This is a genomic window from Streptomyces sp. NPDC001156, from assembly GCF_053598275.1.
This window is the reverse complement of sequence record NZ_JBSFJX010000069.1, coordinates 1-23,886: the sequence shown is the minus strand read 5'-3', so window position 1 is coordinate 23,886 and position 23,886 is coordinate 1. Positions and strand designations below refer to the sequence as shown.

General features: G+C 67.0%; 17 protein-coding genes and 3 pseudogenes. 9 read left to right on the top strand and 11 right to left on the bottom strand.

Annotated elements, in window-relative coordinates:
- Nucleotides 1-24: 24 nt before the first annotated feature.
- A pseudogene (locus ACWDA7_RS27720) lies at nt 25-150 on the bottom strand (2-oxo acid dehydrogenase subunit E2); the annotation flags it as partial.
- Nucleotides 151-1,080: 930 nt separating this feature from the next.
- On the opposite strand from ACWDA7_RS27720, the gene ACWDA7_RS27715 reads away from it, so the two are divergent.
- On the top strand, nt 1,081-2,499 hold the full coding sequence (locus tag ACWDA7_RS27715; RefSeq protein ID WP_450607284.1) for an FAD-binding oxidoreductase: 1,419 nt from the start codon (nt 1,081-1,083) through the stop codon (nt 2,497-2,499).
- A 1,015-nt stretch (nt 2,500-3,514) separates the two neighbouring features.
- On the opposite strand, the gene ACWDA7_RS27710 is transcribed toward ACWDA7_RS27715, so the two are convergent.
- The 3 genes from ACWDA7_RS27710 to ACWDA7_RS27700 all read right to left on the bottom strand — a co-directional run bounded on the left by ACWDA7_RS27710 (nt 3,515) and on the right by ACWDA7_RS27700 (nt 6,638).
- On the bottom strand, nt 3,515-4,915 hold the full coding sequence (locus ACWDA7_RS27710) for a M24 family metallopeptidase (RefSeq protein WP_450607283.1): 1,401 nt from the start codon (nt 4,913-4,915) through the stop codon (nt 3,515-3,517).
- A gap of 141 nt (nt 4,916-5,056) precedes the next feature.
- Nucleotides 5,057-5,704 carry a helix-turn-helix domain-containing protein gene (locus ACWDA7_RS27705; protein ID WP_450607281.1) on the bottom strand — a complete coding sequence of 216 codons (648 nt, stop codon included), beginning with the start codon at nt 5,702-5,704 and terminating at the stop codon, nt 5,057-5,059.
- Nucleotides 5,705-5,876: 172 nt separating this feature from the next.
- Nucleotides 5,877-6,638 carry an FAD synthetase family protein gene (locus ACWDA7_RS27700; protein ID WP_450607321.1) on the bottom strand — a complete coding sequence of 254 codons (762 nt, stop codon included), beginning with the start codon at nt 6,636-6,638 and terminating at the stop codon, nt 5,877-5,879.
- 213 nt (nt 6,639-6,851) lie between these two features.
- On the opposite strand from ACWDA7_RS27700, the gene ACWDA7_RS27695 reads away from it, so the two are divergent.
- From ACWDA7_RS27695 to ACWDA7_RS27680, 4 genes are all read left to right on the top strand, one after another.
- Entirely contained in the window at nt 6,852-7,643 is a 792-nt protein-coding gene (locus ACWDA7_RS27695; RefSeq protein WP_361829419.1) for an SDR family NAD(P)-dependent oxidoreductase, read from the top strand.
- A 120-nt stretch (nt 7,644-7,763) separates the two neighbouring features.
- Nucleotides 7,764-9,323 (top strand): Re/Si-specific NAD(P)(+) transhydrogenase subunit alpha, encoded by a 1,560-nt coding sequence (locus ACWDA7_RS27690; RefSeq protein WP_450607279.1) that lies wholly within the window; start codon nt 7,764-7,766, stop codon nt 9,321-9,323.
- Nucleotides 9,324-9,347: 24 nt separating this feature from the next.
- Nucleotides 9,348-10,775 (top strand): Re/Si-specific NAD(P)(+) transhydrogenase subunit beta, encoded by a 1,428-nt coding sequence (pntB, locus tag ACWDA7_RS27685; protein ID WP_450607320.1) that lies wholly within the window; start codon nt 9,348-9,350, stop codon nt 10,773-10,775.
- A 130-nt stretch (nt 10,776-10,905) separates the two neighbouring features.
- Nucleotides 10,906-11,628 carry an enoyl-CoA hydratase/isomerase family protein gene (locus ACWDA7_RS27680; RefSeq protein ID WP_450607277.1) on the top strand — a complete coding sequence of 241 codons (723 nt, stop codon included), beginning with the start codon at nt 10,906-10,908 and terminating at the stop codon, nt 11,626-11,628.
- Nucleotides 11,629-11,790: 162 nt separating this feature from the next.
- Here the strand turns inward: ACWDA7_RS27680 and ACWDA7_RS27675 are convergent, their stop codons facing one another.
- Nucleotides 11,791-12,993: an RNA-guided endonuclease InsQ/TnpB family protein gene (locus ACWDA7_RS27675; protein ID WP_450607318.1), complete on the bottom strand. Its 1,203-nt coding sequence runs from the start codon at nt 12,991-12,993 to the stop codon at nt 11,791-11,793.
- A gap of 941 nt (nt 12,994-13,934) precedes the next feature.
- On the opposite strand from ACWDA7_RS27675, the gene ACWDA7_RS27670 reads away from it, so the two are divergent.
- On the top strand, nt 13,935-14,348 hold the full coding sequence (locus ACWDA7_RS27670) for an SsgA family sporulation/cell division regulator (RefSeq protein WP_450607275.1): 414 nt from the start codon (nt 13,935-13,937) through the stop codon (nt 14,346-14,348).
- A gap of 384 nt (nt 14,349-14,732) precedes the next feature.
- Here the strand turns inward: ACWDA7_RS27670 and ACWDA7_RS27665 are convergent.
- A pseudogene (locus ACWDA7_RS27665) lies at nt 14,733-15,164 on the bottom strand (IS5/IS1182 family transposase); the annotation flags it as partial.
- Nucleotides 15,165-15,705: 541 nt separating this feature from the next.
- On the opposite strand from ACWDA7_RS27665, the gene ACWDA7_RS27660 reads away from it, so the two are divergent.
- Nucleotides 15,706-16,428, top strand: coding sequence for an alpha/beta hydrolase (locus ACWDA7_RS27660; protein ID WP_450607273.1), 723 nt, complete (start codon nt 15,706-15,708; stop codon nt 16,426-16,428).
- 10 nt (nt 16,429-16,438) lie between these two features.
- On the opposite strand, the gene ACWDA7_RS27655 is transcribed toward ACWDA7_RS27660, so the two are convergent.
- The 5 genes and pseudogenes from ACWDA7_RS27655 to ACWDA7_RS27635 form a co-directional block, all read right to left on the bottom strand.
- A complete protein-coding gene (locus tag ACWDA7_RS27655) occupies nt 16,439-16,702 on the bottom strand; it encodes a hypothetical protein (RefSeq protein ID WP_450607271.1) in 264 nt (87 codons plus the stop codon).
- Between the two features lie 173 nt (nt 16,703-16,875).
- Nucleotides 16,876-18,252, bottom strand: a complete 1,377-nt coding sequence (locus ACWDA7_RS27650; protein ID WP_450607269.1) for an NADP-dependent succinic semialdehyde dehydrogenase — start codon at nt 18,250-18,252, stop codon at nt 16,876-16,878.
- Between the two features lie 446 nt (nt 18,253-18,698).
- Nucleotides 18,699-18,850, bottom strand: a pseudogene (locus ACWDA7_RS27645) (IS256 family transposase); the annotation flags it as partial.
- A gap of 5 nt (nt 18,851-18,855) precedes the next feature.
- On the bottom strand, nt 18,856-19,539 hold the full coding sequence (locus ACWDA7_RS27640) for a GntR family transcriptional regulator (RefSeq protein WP_450607267.1): 684 nt from the start codon (nt 19,537-19,539) through the stop codon (nt 18,856-18,858).
- Nucleotides 19,536-20,048, bottom strand: coding sequence for a VOC family protein (locus ACWDA7_RS27635; RefSeq protein WP_450607265.1), 513 nt, complete (start codon nt 20,046-20,048; stop codon nt 19,536-19,538). Before ACWDA7_RS27635 ends, ACWDA7_RS27640 begins: the two co-directional genes overlap by 4 nt.
- 133 nt (nt 20,049-20,181) lie before the next feature.
- On the opposite strand from ACWDA7_RS27635, the gene ACWDA7_RS27630 reads away from it, so the two are divergent.
- Both ACWDA7_RS27630 and ACWDA7_RS27625 read left to right on the top strand, forming a co-directional pair.
- A complete protein-coding gene (locus tag ACWDA7_RS27630; RefSeq protein WP_450607263.1) occupies nt 20,182-22,371 on the top strand; it encodes an alpha-ketoacid dehydrogenase subunit alpha/beta in 2,190 nt (729 codons plus the stop codon).
- Nucleotides 22,364-23,644, top strand: a complete 1,281-nt coding sequence (locus ACWDA7_RS27625) for a dihydrolipoamide acetyltransferase family protein (RefSeq protein WP_450607261.1) — start codon at nt 22,364-22,366, stop codon at nt 23,642-23,644. Before ACWDA7_RS27630 ends, ACWDA7_RS27625 begins: the two co-directional genes overlap by 8 nt.
- The last annotated feature ends 242 nt before the right edge of the window (nt 23,645-23,886 follow it).

Sequence of the window (23,886 nt, the reverse complement as noted above, 5' to 3'; positions counted from 1 at the left end):
GTCACGACCGCACGGGTTCTCAAGGAGGCCGATGAACTCCTGCATCCACTGAGCCGCCACCGCACAGTCGACAGGTCGATGGTCAACGGACAGGGTGAAACGCATCGTGCGTGCCACGGCGCATTGACCTTGCCTCGGTCGAGGCCGCAGATCTCACCGAGGGTGCGCAGCAAGGCGCGCGAACCTCGTCCGAGACGCCACGGTCGCATCCAGGCCATCGGGCGGAGATACCTCAACGCCCGGGCGAGGAACTGACGGTGTCCTCGCTGCGAGCCGTTGATGGTGTCGCTCGTCCACCGTGGCAGAAAATGGATCCATTTTCAATCATTCGCTCGGGAAACCTTGGCATCGGCGAGGCAGAATGGATCCAGATGACGCCCTGGCCGGCGGCGACCCAGTGCCGCGTCAGCCAAGATCCGCCCATCCAGGAGCGGCGAGTGGGAGCGCCTCCCACGCCCTCAAGGCAGCGGAAGAGCGTGCCGGGCGTCGCGACGGGGCGAACCTCGGCTGACGCGGCACCGGCGGCTCGAGCCCGCCGTCCGGAGCTGCGCCTGCACTGCGTCTGACCGGCCGGGCGGTACTGCCGGCACCGACTTCGACCGTGTCCAGATGGATGTCATGGGGCCGTTCGACAGGCCGTGCTGGTGCTGAGCTGGTTCGCACACACGGATGTGTGCACTGCCTGGCTCGCGACGCCGAGGCCTCCCAGGCCATCGGCTACCGCCACCTCCACGGGATCTGGAGTGATCAACGTTGAGAAGGCCTCGCTGCACCTCGACTGGTCCCCTCCAGGTGAAGCAGCGTACGCAAGGGCTCGGCTCCCGGGTTCGCGAGGCTGCTGGTCGCGAAGCCGCTGGCCGGGGAGCACAGCGTGAATCCCCGGTGTGAGCGGACGGCAGCCCACCCGCCACTCAGCGGGCTGATCAGACGGAACGCTCCCGCGGGCATCGGCAACGCAGCGTGACGATCGTCCGCGAGCATTAACGGGCCTTTTTCACCACGGGTGTTAGGTTCTCGCCGACGCAATCGGAAGCTGAATTTCCGGTCAGCCTTGCGCGTCCCTGACACAGGAGGCCGCCCATGAGCGTGTCAACAGAACGCGACACCTACTCCGACTTCCCCACCGACTTTCGCGGCGCGGTACTGCGGCCCGGCGACGACCAGTACGACGCGGCGCGTGCCCTGTACCAGGGCCGTGCCGCCGACGAGGGCCCCGCTCTGATCGCGCAGTGTGCCGACGAAAGTGACGTCGCGACCGTCCTGCGCTACGCCTCCGCACACGCCGTACCGGTGGCCGTGCGCGGCGGGGGGCATGGCTCGGACGGCTATGCGATGCCCGGTGGAGCACTGGTCATCGACCTCTCCGAGATGCGGGCGATCACGGTCGACCCGGAGACCCGGGTGGTACGGGCCCAACCGGGCGTCAAGCTCGGCGAGATGGACGCCGCCGCACAGCAGCACAGCCTGGCCGTACCCGCCGGGACGGTCAGCAGCACCGGCGTCGCCGGGCTGACTCTGGGCGGTGGCATCGGCTTCCTGATGCGGCGCTACGGCGCCACCGTCGACAATCTGCTGGCCTGCGACATGATCACCGTGGACGGCCGCAAGGTCCGCGCCGACGAGACCGAGAACCCCGAGCTGTTCTGGGCGCTGCGCGGCGGGGGCGGCAACTTCGGGGTCGTCACCTCGTTCGAGTATCGCGCGCACCCGGTTGGCCCCGACGTCGTCGCAGGACAGCTGATCTTCCCGTTCGACCAGGCCGCGGCCGTCCTCGGCAAGCTTTCGGCGCACCTGGCCACAGCCCCACGGGAGCTGGGCCTGCTGGTCGCGATCGCCGATGCTCCCCCTCTGCCGATGCTGCCCGAGGAGGTGCACGGGAAGCCGGCGCTGATTCTCGTCGTGGTGTACACCGCAGAGCCCGCCACGTCCAACGAGGTCGTCGAGCCGCTCGCCGCGCTCGGCCAACCGCTTGCCAACCTGGTCACGAAGACCACGTGGGTCCAGGCGAACAGCATGCTCGACGCTGTCGCCCCCTACGGAATGCGCATGAACCTGCGTGGTGGGTACCTGCCGGCACTGTCCGCCGACGCCGTCGACGTGCTGCTGGAGAACGTTGTCGCCCTGCCGTCGAACCCCGGCGTCATCTATTCGATCAACATCTCGTTCATGGGCGGCGCGATCTCCGAGGACGTCGACGAGGACGCCACGGCCTTCTCCCGTGAGGGAGCCGCCTGGCTGTGGGAAGCCATCTGCAAGTGGGACACACCCGAGTACGACGCGCAATACGACGAGTGGGCCACGACCCTCACCGAGGCGATGCGGCCGCACGCACTGACGAACGGTTACGCCAACCTCACCGACGACCTGGGCGAAGAGTGGCGGCGCGGAGTACATGGCAGCGAGGCCAAGCACCAGCGGCTGCGTTCGATCAAGGCTGCCTGGGACCCTCACAACCTGCTCCGCTTCAACAAGAACATCGCCCCTGAGACCACCGACTGACCACACACCGGCTGAGCGACACACCAGCGGCCCTGCCTGTCGCTCCACCCCTTGCCCCGTACCGGCGGGGCAATTCCCGGGTCTCCGCAGCAATCCGGCCGTGGACCTCAACGCAGATCCCTCGGTGCCCATCTCTGACGTTCGGGATGATCAAACGCCGGTGTCCGGGCTCAGCGGTCGTCTCCGGTCCTGCTTCGATTGGCTTGATCCCTAAAAGGCTGCTGCTGTGCTCCGTCACGCTTGAGCGTGCCCTTTTTGGTGCGTTTCTGGCCCACTGGGTGGCGAGATGCGGGTATGGAGGTGTGCGGCCCTTGGGGCGGCGGGGCCCAGGGTGGGTGGCCTTCGGCGTACTGGCTGGAGTACCCACCGCCCTGCGGATGCGAGGACAGCCACGACGGACCCGGCTCGGCGTGGTGACGCTCGACGGCAAGGTGGACCGATGTGCCATCGAGGACGGTCAGTACGCTGCCGTGCTCGTCATCCGCCTTGGCGACCTTCCGGCTTGGGAGGCAGGCCCCCACCCGGCAGCGGACGGTGACAGCGCCGAAGCGCTCATGGCGGCCGGCCGAGCCGGTCCACGAGGAAGGCCTCCGCTCACGGCCGCGGCGACGTAGGGCCGGCCGGGAATGGTCCGGCGAACTCCATTACGGCCTTTGGTTGATCAACGTGTCTCCTGGTGGAATCACACGATCAAGCAGAGGCCGCCTCGCTGTCCGGAGAGCGGCGAGCCCCACCAAGAAATAATCTTGATGGGACTCAAGACCGAGCTCCGTCGGCCGGCACTTTCCACCGCGCAGTACGGGGAGGAATGCGCCGGCCGACTGTGTGAGGATCCCCTCGTAACGCAAAGGCCGCGACCAGCGGGCCAGTCGAGGGTCACGGCTGACAAGAAGCGGAAGTTCGAGGCGGAGTTCCGTGAGGGGGTCGTCCGGATCTGACTCATGGGAGCAATCGGCGGCCCGCGCCCACGCGGACCGCGGCCACGTGGACCAACGGGCTTGGGACAGCCTGTCGGTCAGAGGTCAGCAGTGTCGTTTCGGTGGCTGGACCGGCTCCCGGCAACCGTGTTGAGATGCGACTGGGAGTCGCGCTCGGTCGACAACGGGCCCGAGACAGCGAAGTAACGCTGGCCGGCGACGAGAAGCTCCTCTGCGGGGAACTTGGTGATCACCTCGCACCCGTCCGCGGTCACCACGAGCTCCTCCTCGATCCGGGCCGCGCCCCAGCCGTCCTTTGACGGCCAGTAGGTCTCCAGCGCGAACACCATGCCCTCTTCGAGCACCTCGGGGTGCTCGAGGGACACCAGGCGGGAGAACACCGGCTTCTCCCAGATCGACAGCCCGACACCATGGCCGTACTGAAGCGCGAAGGCCGCTTCCTCGTCAGGGAACCCGAACTCCTGCGCCGTCGGCCACACCGACACGATGTCGGCCGTCGTGGCCCCGGGCCGGACGAGGCTGATCGCCTCGTCCATGTACTCACGGCAGCGCGTGTAGGCGTCGCGTTGGGCGGAAGAGGCACTGCCGACAGCAAACGTGCGGTAGTAGCACGTGCGATAGCCGTTGTAGCTGTGCAGAATGTCGAAGAACGCCGGATCCCCGGGCCGCACGATGCGGTCCGAGAAGACGTGGGGGTGTGGTGCACACCGCTCCCCAGAGATCGCATTGACGCCTTCGACGAACTCCGAGCCGAGGTCGTAGAGCGTCTTGGCCACCACACCCACGCACTCGTTCTCGCGCACACCCGGCCGGAGAAACTCATAGAGGTTGTCGTAGGCGGCGTCGACCATCGAGCAAGCATGGGTGAGCAGATGGATCTCGTCACGTGTCTTGATGCGTCGGGCCTCCAGGAACACCTGCTGGCCGTCGACCACCGTGATGCCCGCGTTCTGCAGGGCCATCAGGACCGGGAGCTCGATGACGTCGACGCCGAGCGGCTCGTCCAGGAGCCCATAGAGCTCGAGCTCACGCTTGATCTTCTGGGCCACGGAGTCGCCCATCCCGACCAGAGGGTTGATGGCGCCGCGCAACGTCGAGATGCCGGCGCGAGCGCCGCTCGGGTTGCGGGCATCGGCCCCGTGATGGGCTCCGTGCGGATCACCGTCCGCGTGGGCCTTGGAGTAGTCCAACCACGGGTTGTACAGCTGGTGGTGCTTGGCGGCTGAACCGAAGTCCCAGACGATCGGCTCACCTCCCCTGACCAGCAGGGAGAACCGGATCATCTTGTCGATTGCCCAGGTGCCGATGTGGGTTGAGGTCATGTAGCGGATGTTGGAGAAGTCGAAGGCCAGGACCGCACCGAGGTCGGATCGCTCCAACGACTCACGGAGACGGGCCAGCCGCTCGTCGCGGAGCCTGTTCATGTCGACGCGGGTTTCCCAGTCGACCGTGTTCGGTCCAAACGTCGGAATCGCCATCACAAGTCCTTTGCCAAGCGCACAGTCGCGGGTAGTGGAAACGCACGCGCACCGCCTGCATGCGGCTTGATGCACGCATGTTCAGTATGACTTAACACCTGGAGAGCAAGCGCCGTCAACTCCCGCTGACCAGCTGGCTCGTTACGAGCGGCCTCCCTGCCGCGTGTCCGTGGGGTGACAGGTGGGGATCGGGCCCTCGGTTCCCGACGCACCGCGCCCGGCGACCACATGCCACAGGCCGCTCGCCGGCTCGTCGCTCTCGTTCACGTACAAGTGGGGAACTGCAGAGTCGAAGCTGATGGACGAGCCGGGTTCGAGGCTGTAGGTCTCGAACCCGAGGCGGACGGTCAGGCGCCCCGACATCAGAAAGCCGTACTCCCGTCCATCGTGACGCATCAACCCTCCGTTCATGGAGGAGCTGCTGCCAGGTGGGTAGGTCACGAGCAGTGCACTGACAAGCGGGTCAGGGCCGGGCGTAAGCCGCTCCCAGGTGACGCCGCTGTCCATCACGAGCACAGCTCGTTCGTCGGGTGCCACAAGAGGCGACGATGTGAGGGTCGTCGATGGGCCGGGACTGTGCTCCACCCCCGGTCCGGCGAGGAGCTGGTCGAACGAGATCGAGAGTTCCGACACCAGGGAGTAGAGGGTGGCCACCGAGGGTTCGGAGTGCCCATTCTCGATCTGGGACAACATGCTCGGTGAGATGCCGACGCGGCGACTCAACTCACGAACGCTGAGCTTGGCCGCAGTGCGAGCGGTGCGCAAGCGAGCGCGTGCTTCGGGTTCCACGGGTCCGTTCCCTCCTCGGTTCCGGCATGCGGTCTACGGGCAGTCATTGATCGGCGTCGGACGTTGCCCGGGACTGGTGTGCAGTAATACTAAACGAGCCAGCAGGGCGTGAGGTGCCTGAAGGTGGAGTGGGATCCGAACACCTCGGGGAGCAGTGAAACGTCGGCTTGGCCTATGAGCCTCGCTTCACGAACGTCACCTCGACATGGGTGCCGGTCCGCGCTGTGCTCATGGCCTCGACCGTGCGGTCCTGACACACGCGAAGCGCGCAAGGGTGACTGTCGACGTACCCGAGATAGAACCCGGGTGCGGGGAGCGCGAACTCGTACGAGATCAGTAACTGTCCCTCATCGCCGACGACTGCCGGAAGGGCGAGGGAGACTCCCAGCAGCTCGGCGGCCGATTCGACGTCGCCGTGGAAGACCAGCCGGCGGATGCGCGTCGATGAGATCGGCTCACGGGCAGGACCCCACGTGACGAGCGGGACAACCCGGGTACTCAGCTCGGGGTGCTGCTCGAAAGTGGTTGTCGTCCCGGCTCCCCGGGCGCCGAATCGAAAGCCCTGGCCGACACTGACAAACTCCGCACCGAGCTGGTCGACAACGACACCTTCGACGAAGTCTTCGGCAGAGACTCGCGACCAGGCTTGGTCGAACGGGACGATCGCCACGCGCCGGATCCCCAAGCTGCAAAGCTTGTGGAGCTTCTGTCGGCGATCGCTCAGCAGGCTCGGTACCTGGCCTGGCTCGAGCACCTGCAGCGGGTGAGGGTCAAACGTGAGCACTGTGTCGCACCCGTTCAGGACCTGACGGTGACCGAGGTGAACGCCGTCGAAAGTCCCGATCGCGACTTTGGCGCCCGAGCGCGCTCCGCCGGTGCGGCGACCATCGGCGCGCCGTTTCCCGTGGGGTACCTCGACGCTGAGGACCTCCATCACCCTTCCCTCCTTCGACCGCAGAGCAGACTGGGCGCAGGCCAGTGTGCGCCTCGCGCCGTTACCCGATCGGAAGGTGCAAGATGCTCCGACAGACCGCGTGTGAACCCTGCGTTAACCGCGCTTGCCGTGGCCGCATCGCTTCGGATCCACTCTCGGCAGTAAGCAACGAACCGCTGACTGGAGGAGCCGAACATGGCTGCAGGTTGGAACTTGGAGGGCCGCACGGCTTTCGTGACCGGTGGTAGTCGAGGCCTGGGCTTCGCCATCGCACAGGCGCTGCTCGAGCGTGGCGCCAAGGTGGCGATCGCAGCCAGGGACGAGGCTGCCGTCAAGGCTGCGGCCGGTCGTCTCACCGCTGGAGCCGGCGCCGAGGACGTGCTCCCCGTCGTCGCGGACGTCACCGACGCGGATTCCGTCAACAGCGCGCTGGCAGAGGTGCACGCGTGGCAGGGCAGCCTTGACATCCTCGTGAACAACGCAGGGCCGCAGCTTGCGCCGTCCGCCCTGGAGGGGGTCGACGAGAAAGTCATCGCGTCGGCCTTCGACACGAAGCTGATCGGGTTCCTTCGCGTCTCGCAGGCCGCTCTCCCGTTCTTGAGCCGGACTGGCAGCGGCAACATCGTCAATGTTGTCGGCGCCACTGCACACGCGGTGATTCCCAACACCGGTCCTACGGCGATCGTGAATGCGGGTGTGGTCGCGCTCACGAGCTACCTGGCGACCGAGGCGGCTGCCAGCAACATCCGGGTCAACGCCATCTCCCCCGGAATGACGAAGACCGAGGGCTGGCTCACCAAGACCGAGGCCATGGGCAAGCAGCAGGGCAAGAGCGCCGAAGAGGTTCGGGCCGGCATGGCCAAGGGGCTCGGCATTCGCCTCGACCGCTGGGCCGAGCCCGCCGAAATCGGCGCCGCGGCGGCGTTCCTGGCGTCCGACGACGCCTCCTACGTGACCGGTCAGGTGCTGCGCGTCGACGGCGGGCTGTCGAAGCCCGTCGCCTGATCTCAGGCCCCCGGGCAAGCGCCATCCAAGGTCCGCACTTGCCTTGGATGGCGCTCCTGATTTACGTACCGTGAGGATCCGCCGAGTGCTCTGCAACATCGACACCCTGGAGTTTTGGGAATGCTGATCGGAATCGTGAGCGAAGCCCGCCGCGGCGAGACGCGCGTTGCCGCGACTCCTGCCACGGTGGTCCAGCTGGTGAAGCTGGGGTACGACGTCGTGGTGGAGCCGGGTGCTGGTGCGTTGTCCAGCTTCCCGGACGAGGCATATACCGAGGCCGGCGCGAGGATAGGTGACCCGCTGGCAGCGGAGGTCGTGCTCGGCGTGAACGCGCTCTCGTCCGAGCAGTTGGACGGGTTGAAGCCGGGTGCGACGGTCATGGGCATCATGAGCCCGGCGTTGAACCCTGCGCTGGTGGAGGACCTGGCGACACGGCCGATCACGGCGCTGGCGATGGATGCGGTGCCGCGTATCTCGCGGGCGCAGTCGTTGGACGTGTTGTCGTCGATGGCGAACATCGCGGGCTACCGGGCAGTGGTGGAGGCCGCTCATGTCTTCGGCCGGTTCTTCACCGGTCAGGTGACGGCTGCGGGCAAGGTGCCGCCGGCCAAGGTACTGGTCTGTGGTGCGGGGGTGGCGGGTCTGGCCGCGATCGGTGCGGCGGGAAGCCTGGGTGCCATCGTCTACGCCACCGACCCGCGGCCGGAGGTCGCCGACCAGGTCAGGTCGCTGGGCGGTGAATACCTCTCGGTCGAGCCCGAGGATGCCGGCGAGCTGGAGGTGTCGGCGACGGGCTATGCCAAGGAGATGTCGCAGGACTACAACACACGCGCGGCCCAGCTGTACAGCGACCGGATCACCGAGATGGACATCGTGATCACGACGGCACAGATCCCGGGCCGGCCCGCGCCGACACTGATCACCGCGGACATGGTGGCGTCGATGAAGTCGGGCAGCGTGATCGTGGATATGGCCGCCGCCGGCGGCGGCAACGTCGAGGGCATGGTCAAGGACCAGGCGGTGGTCACGGCCAACGGTGTGACGATCATCGGCTACACCGACCTGCCCGGCCGGTTGCCCGCGCAGGCGTCCCAGCTGTACGGCACCAACCTGGTCAACCTGATCAAGCTGATGACCCCGGACAAGGACGGCCGGCTGGTGCTGGACTTCGACGACGCGGTGCAGCGGTCGATGACCGTGGTGCGCGACGGCGAGTCGACCTGGCCGCCTCCGCCGGTCCAGGTGTCCGCCGCTCCGGCAGCCGCTCCCGCCTCCGCAGCCGTTGAGGTGAAGGCGGCCGGCCCCCAGACCAAGCCACCGGTTTCGACTCGGCGGCGCTACACGGCGGTTGGGGTCGGCGCCGCGGTGTTGTTCCTGCTCGCGGCCATGTCCCCGTCGGCGCTGCAGGGACACCTGACGGTGTTCGCGCTGGCGATCGTGATCGGCTACTACGTGATCGGGCACGTGCATCACGCCCTGCACACGCCTCTGATGAGCGTCACCAACGCGATCTCGGGAATCATCGTGGTCGGCGCCCTCCTGCAGATCGGGCACGGTGAGACCCCGAACGGCGGGGCGGTCACGGTGCTGTCGACCATCGCGATCCTGCTGGCCTCGATCAACATCTTCGGTGGCTTCGCGGTGACCCGCCGAATGCTCTCCATGTTCTCGAGAAGCTGAAGGGCCCCCTCCATGTCTGATCTGATGACTGTCGAGACCGCCGCGGCGGCTGCCTACATCGTCGCGGCCCTGCTTTTCATCCTGGCGCTGGCCGGACTGTCCCATCACGAGACCGCCAAGGCCGGCAAGACCTATGGCATCGGCGGCATGGCGGTGGCCCTGGCCGCGACGGTTGCGCTGGCGGTCCACCGTGACATCTCCGGAGTCGGCCTGGCGTTGATGATCGGCGCCATGGCGGCCGGTGCCGCGATAGGGCTGTGGCGGGCCCGGGTCGTGGAGATGACCGGGATGCCCGAGCTGATCGCCTTGCTGCACTCCTTCGTGGGTCTGGCCGCGGTGCTGGTGGGCTGGAACGGCTACCTGCGCGTCGAGTCCACCCTGGGCGGCACGGTCAGTGCCGAGGCCAAGGGGCTGGAGGCTCAGCAGCTGCTCGGGATCCATTCCGCCGAGGTGTTCATCGGCGTCTTCATCGGCGCGGTCACCTTCACCGGCTCGATCGTGGCGTTCCTCAAGCTCTCGGCACGGATCAAGTCGGCCCCGCTGATGCTGCCCGGCAAGAACTACCTCAACCTCGGTGCCCTGGCCGCGTTCGCGGTGCTGACGACGTGGTTCGTGATCGACCCGACGCTGTGGCTGCTGATCGCCGTCACGATCGTCGCGCTGGCCCTGGGGTGGCACCTGGTCGCCTCGATCGGCGGCGGTGACATGCCAGTCGTGGTCTCGATGCTGAACTCCTACTCCGGCTGGGCTGCCGCGGCGTCGGGATTCCTGCTGGAGAACGACCTGCTGATCATCACAGGCGCCCTGGTCGGCTCCTCGGGTGCCTACCTGTCCTCCGTCATGTGCAAGGCGATGAACCGGTCCTTCGTCTCCGTGATCGCCGGCGGGTTCGGCATCGAGGCCGGCCCGGCCGACGACAAGGACTACGGCGAGCACCGCGAGATCACTGCCGAAGGGGTCGCCGACCTCCTCGGGTCGGCCAACTCGGTCATCATCACCCCCGGCTACGGAATGGCCGTGGCCCAGGCCCAGTACGGCGTCGCCGAGTTGACCCGCAAACTCAGGGACCGAGACGTCAACGTGCGCTTCGGCATCCACCCGGTCGCGGGCCGGCTGCCGGGCCACATGAACGTCCTGCTCGCCGAGGCCAAGGTCCCCTACGACATCGTGCTGGAAATGGACGAGATCAACGACGACTTCGACGACACCACCGTCGTCCTCGTCATCGGCGCCAACGACACCGTCAATCCCGCCGCCGCCGAGGACCCCAGCTCACCCATCGCCGGCATGCCCGTGCTCCAGGTCTGGAAGGCCGAGAACGTCATCGTCTTCAAGCGCTCCATGGCCTCCGGGTACGCCGGCGTCCAAAACCCGCTCTTCTACCGCGAAAACTCCTCCATGCTCTTCGGCGACGCCAAAGACCGCGTCGAAGACATCCTCCGAGTCCTCTGACGCCTGGGCGAAGACGCAGGGATGCCTGGGCGAGGACGCAGTAGTGACGCATCACGGCGCAACAAGCCCGACATGCCAGGAATCGGACGCACCGTTTTCGACAGACAGCCAACGAAGTGAGAGGACTCAGATGATGAACAGCGTGGACGGCGTCTGGAGCGGCGGCGTAGAGCAAGAAGTGACCGGTGCCGTCAGCGTCTTGACCATTCACAATGGCGAGCGGAACCTGCTGAACCCCGGCATCCTCACCGACATCCGCGCCCGACTGCAGCAGTGTGACGACAACCCGGACATCCGCGCCGTCCTACTCACCGGCGCAGGTGAGACCTTCTGCGGCGGTCTCGATATCGCACCCATCAAAGCGGGTGCAGACCCAGCTCTGTTCGGCAAGGCATTGATAGAGACCCTCCGGATTTTCCCCCGTCTGGGTCTGCCTGTCGCTGCTGCCGTCAACGGCGACGCGCTCGCCGGGGGCGCCTCGTTCGTCGCAGCCTGCGACTTCGCCGTCGCAGTGGACAATGCGCGCATCGGCACGGTGGAGGCCAGCGCCGGGATGTGGCCGATGATCGCGCAAGTGCCCATCATTCACCGGCTCGGGCCGCGCCTGGCAATGGAGAACATAGGTTCCGGCGAGCCGTTCACCGCCCAGAGGGCCCGCGAGGTCGGCCTCGTACAGACCGTGGTGGAGGCCGGCCGAGCAACTGCGGTCGCCCAGGAATGGCTTGATAAAGCACTGAGGGCGGCCAGCGCAGGTGCCCCTGGCCGTCGCTCCCTCTATGAGTTCGCATCGATGTCATACGACGACGCGTTCGACGCGTCGCTTCCACGTTTCATCGAGCTCTTCGACCACTGAACTCCTCATCCAACTGCCCTCATACACGCGGACCTGTATGCGTTGTGGAGTGTCCCGTCACTGTTACGGCGCGGCCCGCTGGCCAACGCCGCTTTCATTGAAGGCTCCCCTCCCTGAGGGAGGGGATTGTCCACCCTCCAGGGCTGAGCGGGGATTTACGGCTCAGGCTGCCGCCTGGGCCAGCGGCCCCGGCGGTCTTACGCCCTCAGCACCGTCCGGGTTCCAACCTGCCCGGACCAGCATCACGCGGGCGGAGTTCTTGTCCCTGGGGGACACGGCTGCGCACACGGTGCAGGCATACGTTCTCATCGAGAGAGGGAGTGCGTGCTTGGTTCTCGCTCCGCACCGCGCACAGTCCATCGTGGTGTGCGCCGGGTGCACCAGACGGACCTCTCGCGCGTGCTTGGCGCCCATCTCGACCAGGGCACGCTTGGTCGCGGCGATGGCGGCATCGGCCGCCTTGCGGGCCATGGTGGTCTTCGCCAGGAACCTCGGCCGGAAGTCCTCCACCGCAACCCCGTCATGACCGCGCACCACACCCTTGGCCCACTTCCGGGCGGTGTCCTCCCGCTGCCTCGCCACCTTCTTGTGCAGCTTCGCTGCCTGGGCTTGCGCCTGCCGGTAGCCGGCGGATGCGGGCTGCCCCTTCGGACGGCGCCGCCGGGCCATCATCCGCTGGTACCTCGCCAGCCGCTGCGCGGCCCGCTTGCCGTACTCGCCATGCGGAAGGTCGTAGGCGTCGTCCGTGGTGGTAGCGGTCTCCTTCACACCCCAGTCCACGCCCAGGACGCGGCCGGTCTCAGCGAGCGGCTCAACCTGAGCCGGGACGACGAAGGACGCGTACCAGTGGCCGAGGCTGTCCTGGTACACGCGCACACTGGACGGGTCGGCCGGCAGCTCCCGCGACCACACCACCGTCAGGACGATCCCGCCCGCAAGGTGCAGACGACCGTCATCAACCCGGAAGCCGCGCCGGGTGTAGTTCAGGCTCGGCCGCGCCTGCCGCTTCTTCTTCCACCGGGGCATCCCCGCCCGACGGTGCGTCGCAACCCGGTCCTTGATGTCTTTGAGGGCCTTGGCGCGGGCCTTGGCGAAGTCGCGTATCACCTGCTGCTGAGGCACGCTCGCGCCCTCAGCCAGCCACGGCATCCCCCTGCGGGCCGCGGTCTGCATCTTGTCGAGCTGAGCTTGACCGCACGTCAGCTTCTCGCCACCCGCTTTGCCCTGCACGTGGACCTGCTTGGACTTGGCCACGCATTCGTTCCAGACCCAGCGGCAGCGATCCCACTCGGCTTCGAGCCCGCGCCTGGCCGTGTTCGACAGGCGCACACGGAAGGTGTACCGAGCATACCCGGTCTCCTTCATGGTCGCTTCCGTCGTCACGCATCCGAACCTACCCGGGAGCACTGACAGTCGAGAGTTCTCGATCATCGTGGGCGACATCACCCCCGCGCGGGGTCGACACCGGATCGCCCCGACAGCGATCCGGCCATCCCTGCCCTGCTTCGCAAGAGTCCGATTCCTCCCCGGCCTGGAGGCCGGGGCATCCTCGGAGGAACCCGGTGATGATGAACATCTCGAACGGACCCTCCGCCAGGGCCTACGCCACATGTGCAGACGTGTGCACTGCCTGGCCCGCAACGCCGGGTCTCCCAGGCCACCGGCTACCGTTACCTCCGCGAAGGCACTGACCACCCCGGTACTGTCGGCAGCAGGCTCCCCGCGCATGACAGCGAGACGCAGACCGGACATTTCGCGAGAACGCCGGGGCCCTGAGTGCGACCGGCGTCCTATAGCCGAGTGCGGGGCCGCCGACCTCGGGACGTAGCATAGCGTGTGAGATCAGGTGCAATACGTGAGGAGGTGGCGTCCCAAAGTCTTTTCCACCGCCCTCACCTGAACTAGTGTGAGCGCCGTCACGCCGCGAGGTGCTGGATCGAGACCCGACCCACGCACCGCCGCCTGGCCTACGAGCTGCTCAGCTATCCCTGCCCCCGCGCCGCCTTGCGGTGTGCGGGGCGTTCAACGGTCCGGTCGGGACTCTCACGGATTCCGTACCGGCCTCGCTGTTCGGGGAGGGAGTCAGCCTTGTTCCACGGATGCGACAGGCCCATTGCCCTGCGAAGGCATGTCTTAGCGACGTGAACGTCCTGCGCCCGAGGCCGCCTTGTCGTCGGCGCTGGGACACCGATAGCCGTCACACCGCACAGCACCTCTGCGGTTCGGTTCGAACCGTTCCCCCCTTCTCCCAAGCTGAACAGACCGTCGCCAGGTGAGTGCGGGCTGAGCGAAAGGCTTTGAGCGCCATGAACACCACGGTTCGTTGTGAGCTGCAGCTGCGGCTCGTGTACATGAGTGACCTGTCTTGCCCGGTGACCACGGTCCTCCGGTACCACACGGCCGACCCCTACGCTGTGCACGCCACCTTCCACATCGGCACCGAACAGCCGGTCGAGTGGGTTTTCGCCCGCGACCTGCTGGCCGAGGGCCTACACTGCCCCGCCGGCACCGGCGACATCCACGTCTGGCCGACACGGCACCGCGGACGGGGAGTGCTATGCATTGCCCTCAGCACCCCCGAAGGACGAGCCCTGCTCGAGGCCCCGGCGCACGCCGTGGAGTCGTTCCTGAAACAGACCCACGCAGCGGTGCCGCCCGACACTGAGCGCCTCCACTACGACCAGGAAACCGAGCTGTTGCACCTGCTCGCGGAGAGCTGAGCCCCCCTCGTCGTGGGTTCGGCCACCTGAGCCTCGACCACCGGAGCGGCCCAAGCCGAACGACAGGAAGACGGGATCACGCTCCCGTGCGCTGCGGGAAAGGAAGCCGAGATGCCTCTCATCAACTATTCCGTACTTCGTGACTTGCTCGACGAGTTCGATACGCTCACACCGCTGCTCAGCAGGGAACCAGATGCCCGGCGGCGACTGGAGGACGTGCAGTACACCGTCTGTGTTTACACAGGCCTGCGCGATCCCCAACAGGCAATGTCCCAGGCACGCGACCTGCTCAGCCGGGCGGAGGACGGACGAAGATGAGGCCCTGGCAGCGTGGGCTGGTGCGCCTGCCCCCCAGGCGAGGTTCCCGCTCAACCTGCGGGTGCTGACCTGCACGTTCCCGCCGTGGTGCTTATGTTTGCCGGACCACCACAGGTCCGCGCCGTTGGGGCCGGCGGCGGCCACGCGGTCGGTGCGGATCACGGTGCCGTCCAGGTTGAGGTGGGTGTACCCGGCCGCTGTCGCGCGCTCCAGCGCGGTGGACAAATCGGGTGCGTGGTCGGCCAGCACGGTCAGGCCCTCGTGCAGGTAGCGGTAGGCGGTCGGGGCCGAGATGCCGTTGCCCCGGGCGAGTTGGACCAGACGCGTGCCGTCGACGAACCAGCGCAACACCAGCACCGCCTGCCTGAAGACGCCCAATGCGCGGGTGCCCTTGCGGGTCCCGAGTCGCTCGCGGTGTCCGCGCAGCAGCTTTGCGAGGTGCTCGGCGGTCGCCCTGCGGACATCGAGCACGGCGGTGTAGGTGATACCGGACGACACGTTAAGCCTCTGGCTGTACCGAACGTGATCTTGGCAGACCCGTTCCTATCAGGGGCTTCACCTCTGCCTGACGCCAGGTCACCGTCCTGCCGTCCGCCACGACATCGCGCTCCGCAACCGTCACGTTGCTGAGAAGACTTCACTGACGTTCTCGCAGGGCAAGTCCCCAATCTGCATTTGATCTGCTGATGGAGTGCCAGGCCGCCGACGGCCTCACCCACCTGGTCTTGGACCAACCGCGTTGGCGGCGCCCACGTGAATCCGTTGGATCTTGCTGGCTGAGCGTGACCGCCTTCGCGGCGGGCCCCGGAGCCTAAAGCCTGCCTTTAGGCGAGTGGCTCCGTGGCGTCCGGCCACGGAGCCTCCGCAAAACCCGTTGGCGGACCACGGCGACCACTGCTAGCTTCCCGGAAGCCGTGCCAGAGAACGAGGAGGTGGTACCCGTGAACACAGTATCGGCATGGGTGCTCCCCTCCGGGGTCACGGTCGGACGATAGGTCGTCCGGGAGCGCCGTTCTGAGCACTCCCGAAAGGCACGACCATGCAATTCACTTCTGAACAGCGCCTCGACGACGGCGTCCTCGAACGCGAATTCACCCTCGGCGGGATCCCCGGTGTCCTTTGGACGCCTAGATCCGCACCGGCCCCGCTGATCCTGATGGGCCACAACGGCGGCCTGCACAAGCGGGAATCCCGGCTGGTGGCGCGGGCCCGGCACAAAGCGGCGGAGTACGGCTTCGCGGTGGCTGCCATCGACGCCCCCGGGCACGGTGACCGGCCCCGTTCCGCCGTCGATGAGCAAGCTCGCGTCGACCTCCGCCGGGCGATGGCGGCCGGCGAGCCGGTCGACGAGATCTTCGAGTCCTTCATCGTCCCGCTGGTCGAAAAGGCGGTCCCGGAATGGCGGACCACTCTGGATGCCCTCCTTTCGCTGCCCGAGATCGGCGGCTCGGTCGGGTACTCGGGGATGACCGCCATCGGCATTCGGCTGGCGGTGGTCGAGCCGCGCATCTCGGCCGCCGGTTTCTTCGCCGGGGGATTCGTGCCCAGGGCCCTGCGCGAGGAGGCCCGGCAGGTCACCATTCCGCTGCAGTTCCTGTTGCAGTGGGACGACGAAGGGAACGACCGGCGGCTGGCCCTGGACCTGTTCGACACCTTCGGCACCAGGGAGAAGACGCTGCATGCCAATCTGGGCGGGCACGCCAGTACCCCGTGGTTCGAGGTGGACGACGGGGCCCGGTTCTTCGCCCGGCACCTGAAGTGAGCCCGGGCCGTCAGGTCGGCAGCAGACGGTAGGCGGAGTCGGCCAGGATGCCGCTCATCGAGGAGGACAGGTCCCGGCCTTCTCCCTCGATGGCGGTGGCCAGCAGATACAGAACCGCCCCGATCGCGGCGGTACCGGCCATCGGCGGTACCGGCCGGTCGGGGCGGCGCGTCTCCGGGTTGACGTCGGTGACGGTCCCGCTGGTGTCGGTGTCGTGATCCGTTCCAGGAGCCGACGGCTGGTGGGCCGAGGTGGTTCGGCTCTCGCTGCTCAACCCGGTGCGCCTCGGCACGCTTGTCGCGCAGGAAGGTCAGGGTGAGGTCGATGCCCTCGATCTCGCCGAGCCAGCCATCGGCGTCCAGGCCACGACGTCGTGACCGTGCGCGAGGAGCCGACGGGCGATGGTCGAGCCCCTCGCGCTCGGTCCGAGGAGACCGACGTTTCCCGTCAGCTCTTCCAGATCGTCTTGAGGTTGCAGAACTCGCGGATGCCTTCCGCGGCGAGTTCGCGGCCGATACCGGAGTCCTTCACGCCGCCGAAAGGCAGCTCGGGGTAGGAGACGCTCATGCCGTTGACGAAGACGGCACCGGCCTCGAGGCGGGTGATCAGGAACCGCTCCTCGTCCGGCTCAGTGGTCCACACGGACGAGCTGAGGCCGAAGGTCGTGTCGTTGGCGAGCGCCGCGGCCTGCTCGATGTCGTCGACCCGGTGAACCACGGCCAGCGGGCCGAAAGCCTCCTCCTGGTACACCCGCATCTCGGCGGTGACCTCTTCCAGCACCGCCGGCTCGAAGAACCACCCCGCAGTACCGACCGCCGACCCTCCACACCGCAGGACGGCCCCCTTCTCGACGGCGTCGTCGACCAGTTCGACGAGTTCGCGCCGACCGGACTCCGTGGCGATCGGCCCGATCTCGGTTTCCTCGTCGAGCGGGTCGCCGACCGTCAGTGCCTTTGTGCCCGCGACAAAGGCCTCGACGAACTCCTCGTACACGTCCGTGTGGACGATGAACCGCTTGGCCGCGATGCAGGACTGGCCGTTGTTCATCGTGCGAGCGGTCACGGCCGTTCGGGCGGCCGCGCGGACATCGGCGGAGGGCAGCACGATGAACGGGTCGGACCCACCCAGCTCCAGGACGGCCTTCTTCACCTCTGAGCCCGCGACAGCGGCGATCGACCGCCCGGCCGGCTCGGAACCGGTCAGCGTCACGGCGGCGACGCGCCGGTCGCGGACGACTGCTTCGACGTCGGCTGAGCCGATGAGGAGTGTCTGGAACGACCCGGCGGGGAAGCCCGCTCGTTCGAAGAGCGTGTCGAGGTACATCGCGGACTGCGGCACGTTCGAGGCGTGCTTGAGGAGGCCGACGTTGCCGGCCATCAGCGCAGGCGCGGCGAAGCGGATCACCTGCCACATCGGATAGTTCCACGGCATCACGGCAAGAACGACGCCCAGAGGCTCGTAGGAGGTGTAGGCAGCCGAAGCTTTGACCGTGCTCGGGTCGGCGAGTGGCTGGTCGGCCAGCAGGCTTTCGGCGTTGTCGGCGTAGAACCGCATCGCCAGCGCGCACTTGAGGACCTCTGCGCGTGCCTGGGCGATCGGCTTGCCCATCTCGATCGTGAGCCTTCGCGCCGTGTGGGCTGCCTCGGCCTCGACCAGGTCTGCGGCTGCCCGCATCCACTGGGCGCGAGTGTCGAAGTCGGTTGCCCGCAGCGTCGTGGCCGCGGCCTCTGCTTGCGTCAGCCGCTGATTGACCTGTTCCTTCGTGAGTGAAGCGAACTCTTCGATGAGCTCACCGGTAGCGGGGTTGACAGTAGCGATGGGCACGGTGCTCTCCTCGTGGTTCGGGCATCCAATGAGGCTCGATTGGATCCATTGTAGAGTCCGCAGAAATAGTGCGCCAGGGGGGATGCGGCACAGGTGCTACCCACTCGCATCTAGTTGGATACATTCCTGACGTGCGTGCCCACCTGAGAACAGTTCGCGATGCGTTGAGAGGGCCGACCGCGTGCGTCGAATGCGCAGGGCAGGGACGGCCACCGCCGTGTCCGGCCGCGCGGCTGCGGGGCATCACCAGCTCTGCAACCCGTGGCTCTCAGGGACGGCGGCCGAAGCGGACGCTCCTCCGCACGCCGCGCACCACGGGGCGGTCCGTACGCGCTGAGTCCGGCACGCGCGCCGGCATCCCACCCCCGACATGAGCGTTCAGCCCCGCCCCGGAGATCGCTCAGTCGGTAGCCCGAAAGATGAGGAGGGAGTGTGAGAAGGGCGCCGTCGGTCGGCATCGTCTTGGTGCGGACGCCGTTGCGGCAGTCCCGCTGCCGACGCCGGCCGGGTCGCACTTCCTTTGGCCGAAGCGGTTGGTGATCTGGCCTTCCAAAGCGGACTCCAGCACCCGCTCGGCCAACTGCTGCAGGAGACCGCCCCGCGTCACTGCTTTTCGACGAAGAGTTCGGGGTGAGCCGTGAGTTCGACCCTCGTGCGGCGGATGTGCCCCGTGAGGTACCGCTCACCGTCTTCAGGATCACGGCGCCGCACGGCGTCGAGGATCAGCCGGTGTTCGGCGTTGACGATCGTGGCCCGGTCAGGGTCCGTGAGCACCATGAACGCACGGCGATAGTGCTGGGTGGAGTTCCAGAGCCGTTCTGTCATGGCCAGCAGGTGGTCGCTGGGGCAACCCGCGTAGGTCGCCATGTGAAAGTCGCGGTCCAGAAGAAGGAACCGATTGACGTCGCTCTGGTTCTCGATCTCGTCCTGGATGTGCTCCAGGTGGGCGAGGTGGCGATCCGTGAGATGGGGAAGACTCTCGGCCAGAGTCAACGGCTCGAGTCGCTCGCGCATCCGGTAGTACGTGTTCACGTCCTCGAGGCTGAGCACAGGAACCCGCGACCCCCGGTTCGGGAACGACTCGGTGAGCCCCTCGGACTCCAGGATCCGCAGCGCTTCGCGGACCGGGATCCGGCTCGCGCCGAGGCGCTCCGCGAGTTCATCCTGGCGCAGCCACGTGCCGGGAGTCAGCTCGCCGGCGAGGATCTCCTCGCGGAGGATGCCGGCGATGCGCTGACTCCTGACACTGTCCGACCCGCGCGGATCGCGAGCGTGCTCAGGAGTCAAGTGCGGTCACCTCTGAACTTTGACGGGTCGTGGTCGAAGGCCTTGCCGCCAGGATAGGACACCAGCTCGAACTGCATTCCCCATGGTGAGAGGAAGTAGACCCACCGCTGCCCCTCTGACGGTCCGGCGCTGACGGTCGGTTCTCCCAGCACGGGAACGTCCCTCGCTCTGAGGAACGACACGGCTTCGTCCAGGTCTTCGACGTACAGCGCGACATGGTGACCGCCGACGTCACTGTTGCGCGGGACGACCTTCTGCTGCACGTCCGCTTGGTACTCGAAGACCTCGAACACGGCCTGCTCGCCGCACCGGTAGAAGCGCAGTTGGCGCATGACTGTGCGCGCGTCCACGTTCAGATGCTCCGACATCCAGTCGTCTGCCCCGCTGAACGGGCCGAGCGAGTACAGGTACTCACACCCCAGGACGTCCACGAGCCACGTGTGCGCTTGGTCCAGGTCCGGCACGGTGAATCCGATGTGATCCAGGCGCACGAGGCCGGGTAGAGCCATGATCTTCCTCCTTTGGATACAAACGCGTTCTCATGATGGCGCCTTTGCCCGTAGAAGTCGAGCAATCCCTTGCGATTGGATCCAACCATGTGGCAGGGTCGACTGCACTGTGGCCGATTGAAGGAGGCTCCCGATGCCTGCGGAACACCCACTCGAAGCGAACGCCGCATGGTCGGAGTTCGTCGTCACCCAGGACGACTGGGATGCCGCGGCTCCAGAACTCTTGACGGGCATGTTCAGCCAACTGGTGCTGATCCGGACCTTCGAGGAGTACGTCCTGGAGCTTGCCGCGGACGGGCTCATCCACGGCCCCGCGCACTCCAGCATCGGCCAGGAGGGCGGCGCGGTCGGCGCGTGCTTCGCCCTTACCTCAGAGGACACCGTGAACGGGTCGCATCGTGGCCATCACCAGTTCCTCGCCAAGGCGCTCGCCCATCTATACCCAAAGGGTATAGACCCGACAAAACCCTTCCCTGAGGAAGTACGAGCCCTACTCCTGCGCAGCCTGCGCGAAATCTGCGGACTGGACCAAGGCTTCAGCCACGGTCGAGGCGGCAGCATGCACCTCCAGTGGCACGAAGCCGGCGCCATCGGGACCAATGCGATCGTCGGCGGCGGGGTACCACTCGCGGCCGGATCCGCCTGGGCCCACAAGAAGGCCGGCACCGACGCGGTGACCTTCACGTTCTTCGGCGACGGGGCGATCAACATCGGATCCACGCTGGAGACCTTCAATCTTGCGGCGGCGTGGTCGCTGCCCCTGTGCTTCTTCGTCGAGAACAACCTGTACGCCGTCTCCACCCACGTGTCCGAAGTCACCGCCGAGCCACGGCTGTCCGGCCGCGGCCCGGGCTTCGGCATCCGGAGCTGGAAGGTCGACGGCATGGATCCGCTGGCTGTGTACCTCGCGACGCAGCAGGCCCTCGCCCACATGCGCAGCGGCAACGGTCCGACGATGATCGAAGCCGATGTGTACCGGTACTTCCACCAGAACGGCCCCTTCCCCGGCTCGGCGTTCCGGTATCGCACCAAGGAAGAGGAAGCGCAGTGGCGCGGTCGGGACCCGATCGACACCATGGTGGGACACCTGGTGCGACGCAGAATCCTCACCAAGAAGGTGGTTGCGGAGACGATCAAGCACGCCAAGGCTCTGATGTCGGAACTCGGCGACGTCCTGCTGGAACCGCGGCCGGACGGCAAGCCCGGTGAGCGACGCATCCGGCCCTCGGAATGGCCTGACCCAGCGTTCGTCGACGAGGGCATCCGGGGCGACCTGTCGGAGCTGGCCGGCATCGAGTTCACCGACGCCGAGGACTTTGCCGACGGCTTGACCGATGTCAAGTTCATCGGCGCCGTCGCCGAAGTGATGGGACGCCGCCTGGAGACCGACCCCCGCGTCGTGGTGATGGGAGAGGACGTACACAAGCTCAACGGCGGCACCAACGGTGCCACCCGGGGCCTGAGCGAGGCATTCCCCGACCGCGTACTCGGGACCCCGATCTCGGAGAACGCGTTCGCCGGCCTCGGCGGTGGTCTGGCTCTGGACGGCCGGTTCCGCCCGATCGTCGAGTTCATGTACGCCGACTTCATGTGGGTGGCGGCAGACCAGCTGTTCAACCAGATCGGAAAGGCCCGCCACATGTTCGGCGGTGAGGGCAAGGTGCCGTTCGTCCTGCGCAGCAAGGTCGCCACCGGTACCGGCTACGGATCGCAGCACTCGATGGACCCGGCCGGCATCTTCGCGACGGCACCGGGCTGGCGCATAGTCGCCCCGTCGACGCCGTTCGACTACGTCGGCCTGATGAACACGGCCCTGGCCTGTGATGACCCGGTCGTGGTCCTCGAGCACGTGGATCTGTACAACTCCACCGGGCCCGGACTGCCGGAGAACTACGACCACTACCTTCCCGTCGGCAAGGCAGCCGTACGCCGCGAGGGAGCGGCCCTGACCATCCTCACCTACCTGGCGATGACGCCCGCCGTTCTGGCCGCCGTCGAACAGACGGGAGTGGACGCCGAGGTCATCGACCTGCGCTGGCTGGACCGGGCCAGCCTGGACTGGGAGACGATCACCCAATCGGTGATGAAGACCAACAACGTGCTCATCGCCGAGCAGGGCGCCATCGGCACCTCCTACGGCGGCTGGCTGTCGGACGAGATCCAACGCCGGCTGTTCGACTGGCTCGACGCCCCGATCGAGCGCGTGACGGGTGGCGAGGCGTCGCCGAGCATCAGCAAGGTACTGGAGCGTGCCGCGTTCGCCTCCACGGAGGAAGTCGTCGCCAAGCTCCGCGAGATCACGCAGGGGCAGAACAATGGCTGAGATCATGCGCATGCCCGAGGTCGCCGCCAACACCCCAGAGGCGATCCTGCAAGCCTGGAACGTCGACTTGAACACCCCTTATGCAGCCGGCGACCCGATCGTCACGGTGGAGACCGAGAAGGCCGCGGTCGACGTGGAAGCCGAGAGCGACGGCGTACTCCTGCGCCTCCTGGTGGAAGCGGGCACGACAGTGGCGGTGGGTACACCAATCGCAGTCTGGGGGGCAAAGGACGAGTCGACCTCCGCGGTGGACGCCCTGGTGGCTTCGCTGGGTACCGGAGAAGCGCCGACGACGGCGTCCACCACCTCGCCAACGGCGCCGGAAGAACCCGCGACACCGGCAGGCACGGTCGCTCCGGCGCCCGCCGTGGCGGCGCGGGACAACAGCGAGCGCATCTTCGCCAGCCCGCTGGCACGACGTCTCGCGCGCGAACTCGGAGTCGATCTGAACGCTGTGGTGGGGAGCGGCCCGCACGGACGAATCCGGCGCGCCGACATCGAAGCAGCCGTCGTCACCTCGGTGGAGCCGGAGCAAACGGTGCCGGTTGCCACCAGGACAGACATCCCGAGAAACGGGACTTCGGCGGTCGGGCCGCGATTCGTGGACGTGCCCAACACGCGGATGAGGACGGCAATCGCCCGCCGGCTGACGGAGAGCAAGCAGAACACGCCGCACTTCTATCTGCGCGCCAGTACACGCGTCGACGCATTGCTTGAGCTGCGGAAACAGATCAACGCCGGCCAGGGCGTGAAGGTGTCGATCAACGACCTGCTCGTCAAGGCGATCGCGTGCGCGCACATGAGCGTTCCCGCGATGAACGCACAGTGGAACGACACCTCGATCCGACACTTCTCGGACGTCGACATCGCTGTGGCCGTCGCCACCGACGGCGGTTTGGTGACCCCGGTGGTCCGCGGCGTGGACTCCCTCTCGATGAGCGGCGTCGCCAAGGCGACGAAGGACCTGATCGCCCGTGCGAAGGAACGCCGGCTCCAGCAGGACGAACTGGAAGGAGGCACGATCACGATCACCAACCTCGGCATGTACGGCACCGAGGACTTCGCAGCGATCATCAACCCGCCACAAGCCGCGATCCTGGCCGTCGGTGCGGTGCGGCAAGAGGCAGTCGTCGACGAGGGTGCGATCAACATCGCGTCCGTTCTGCGAATGACCCTCGCCGTAGACCACCGGTCGGTGGACGGTGCCACTGCGGCCGAGTGGATGAAGGCGTTCGTGGACGTTCTCCAGCACCCGCTCCGGATCCTGCTGTGAGGGCCGGCAAACTCGAAGGCGCCGAGCGCGCACCACGACCGAGACCACGATCGACCTCGTGATCCTCGGCGGTGGATCAGGCAGCGCTTCAGCCGCGCTGCGCGGTGCGGAGCCGGGCTTCGGCGGTGCCCTCGTCGAGGAGGGGTAGTTCACCAAATGCCTCCGAGGACGCCCCGGCCTTCAGGCCGGGGAGGAATCGGACCCCTGCGGAGCAGGGCAGGAAACGGGGTTTCGCCCCCAGG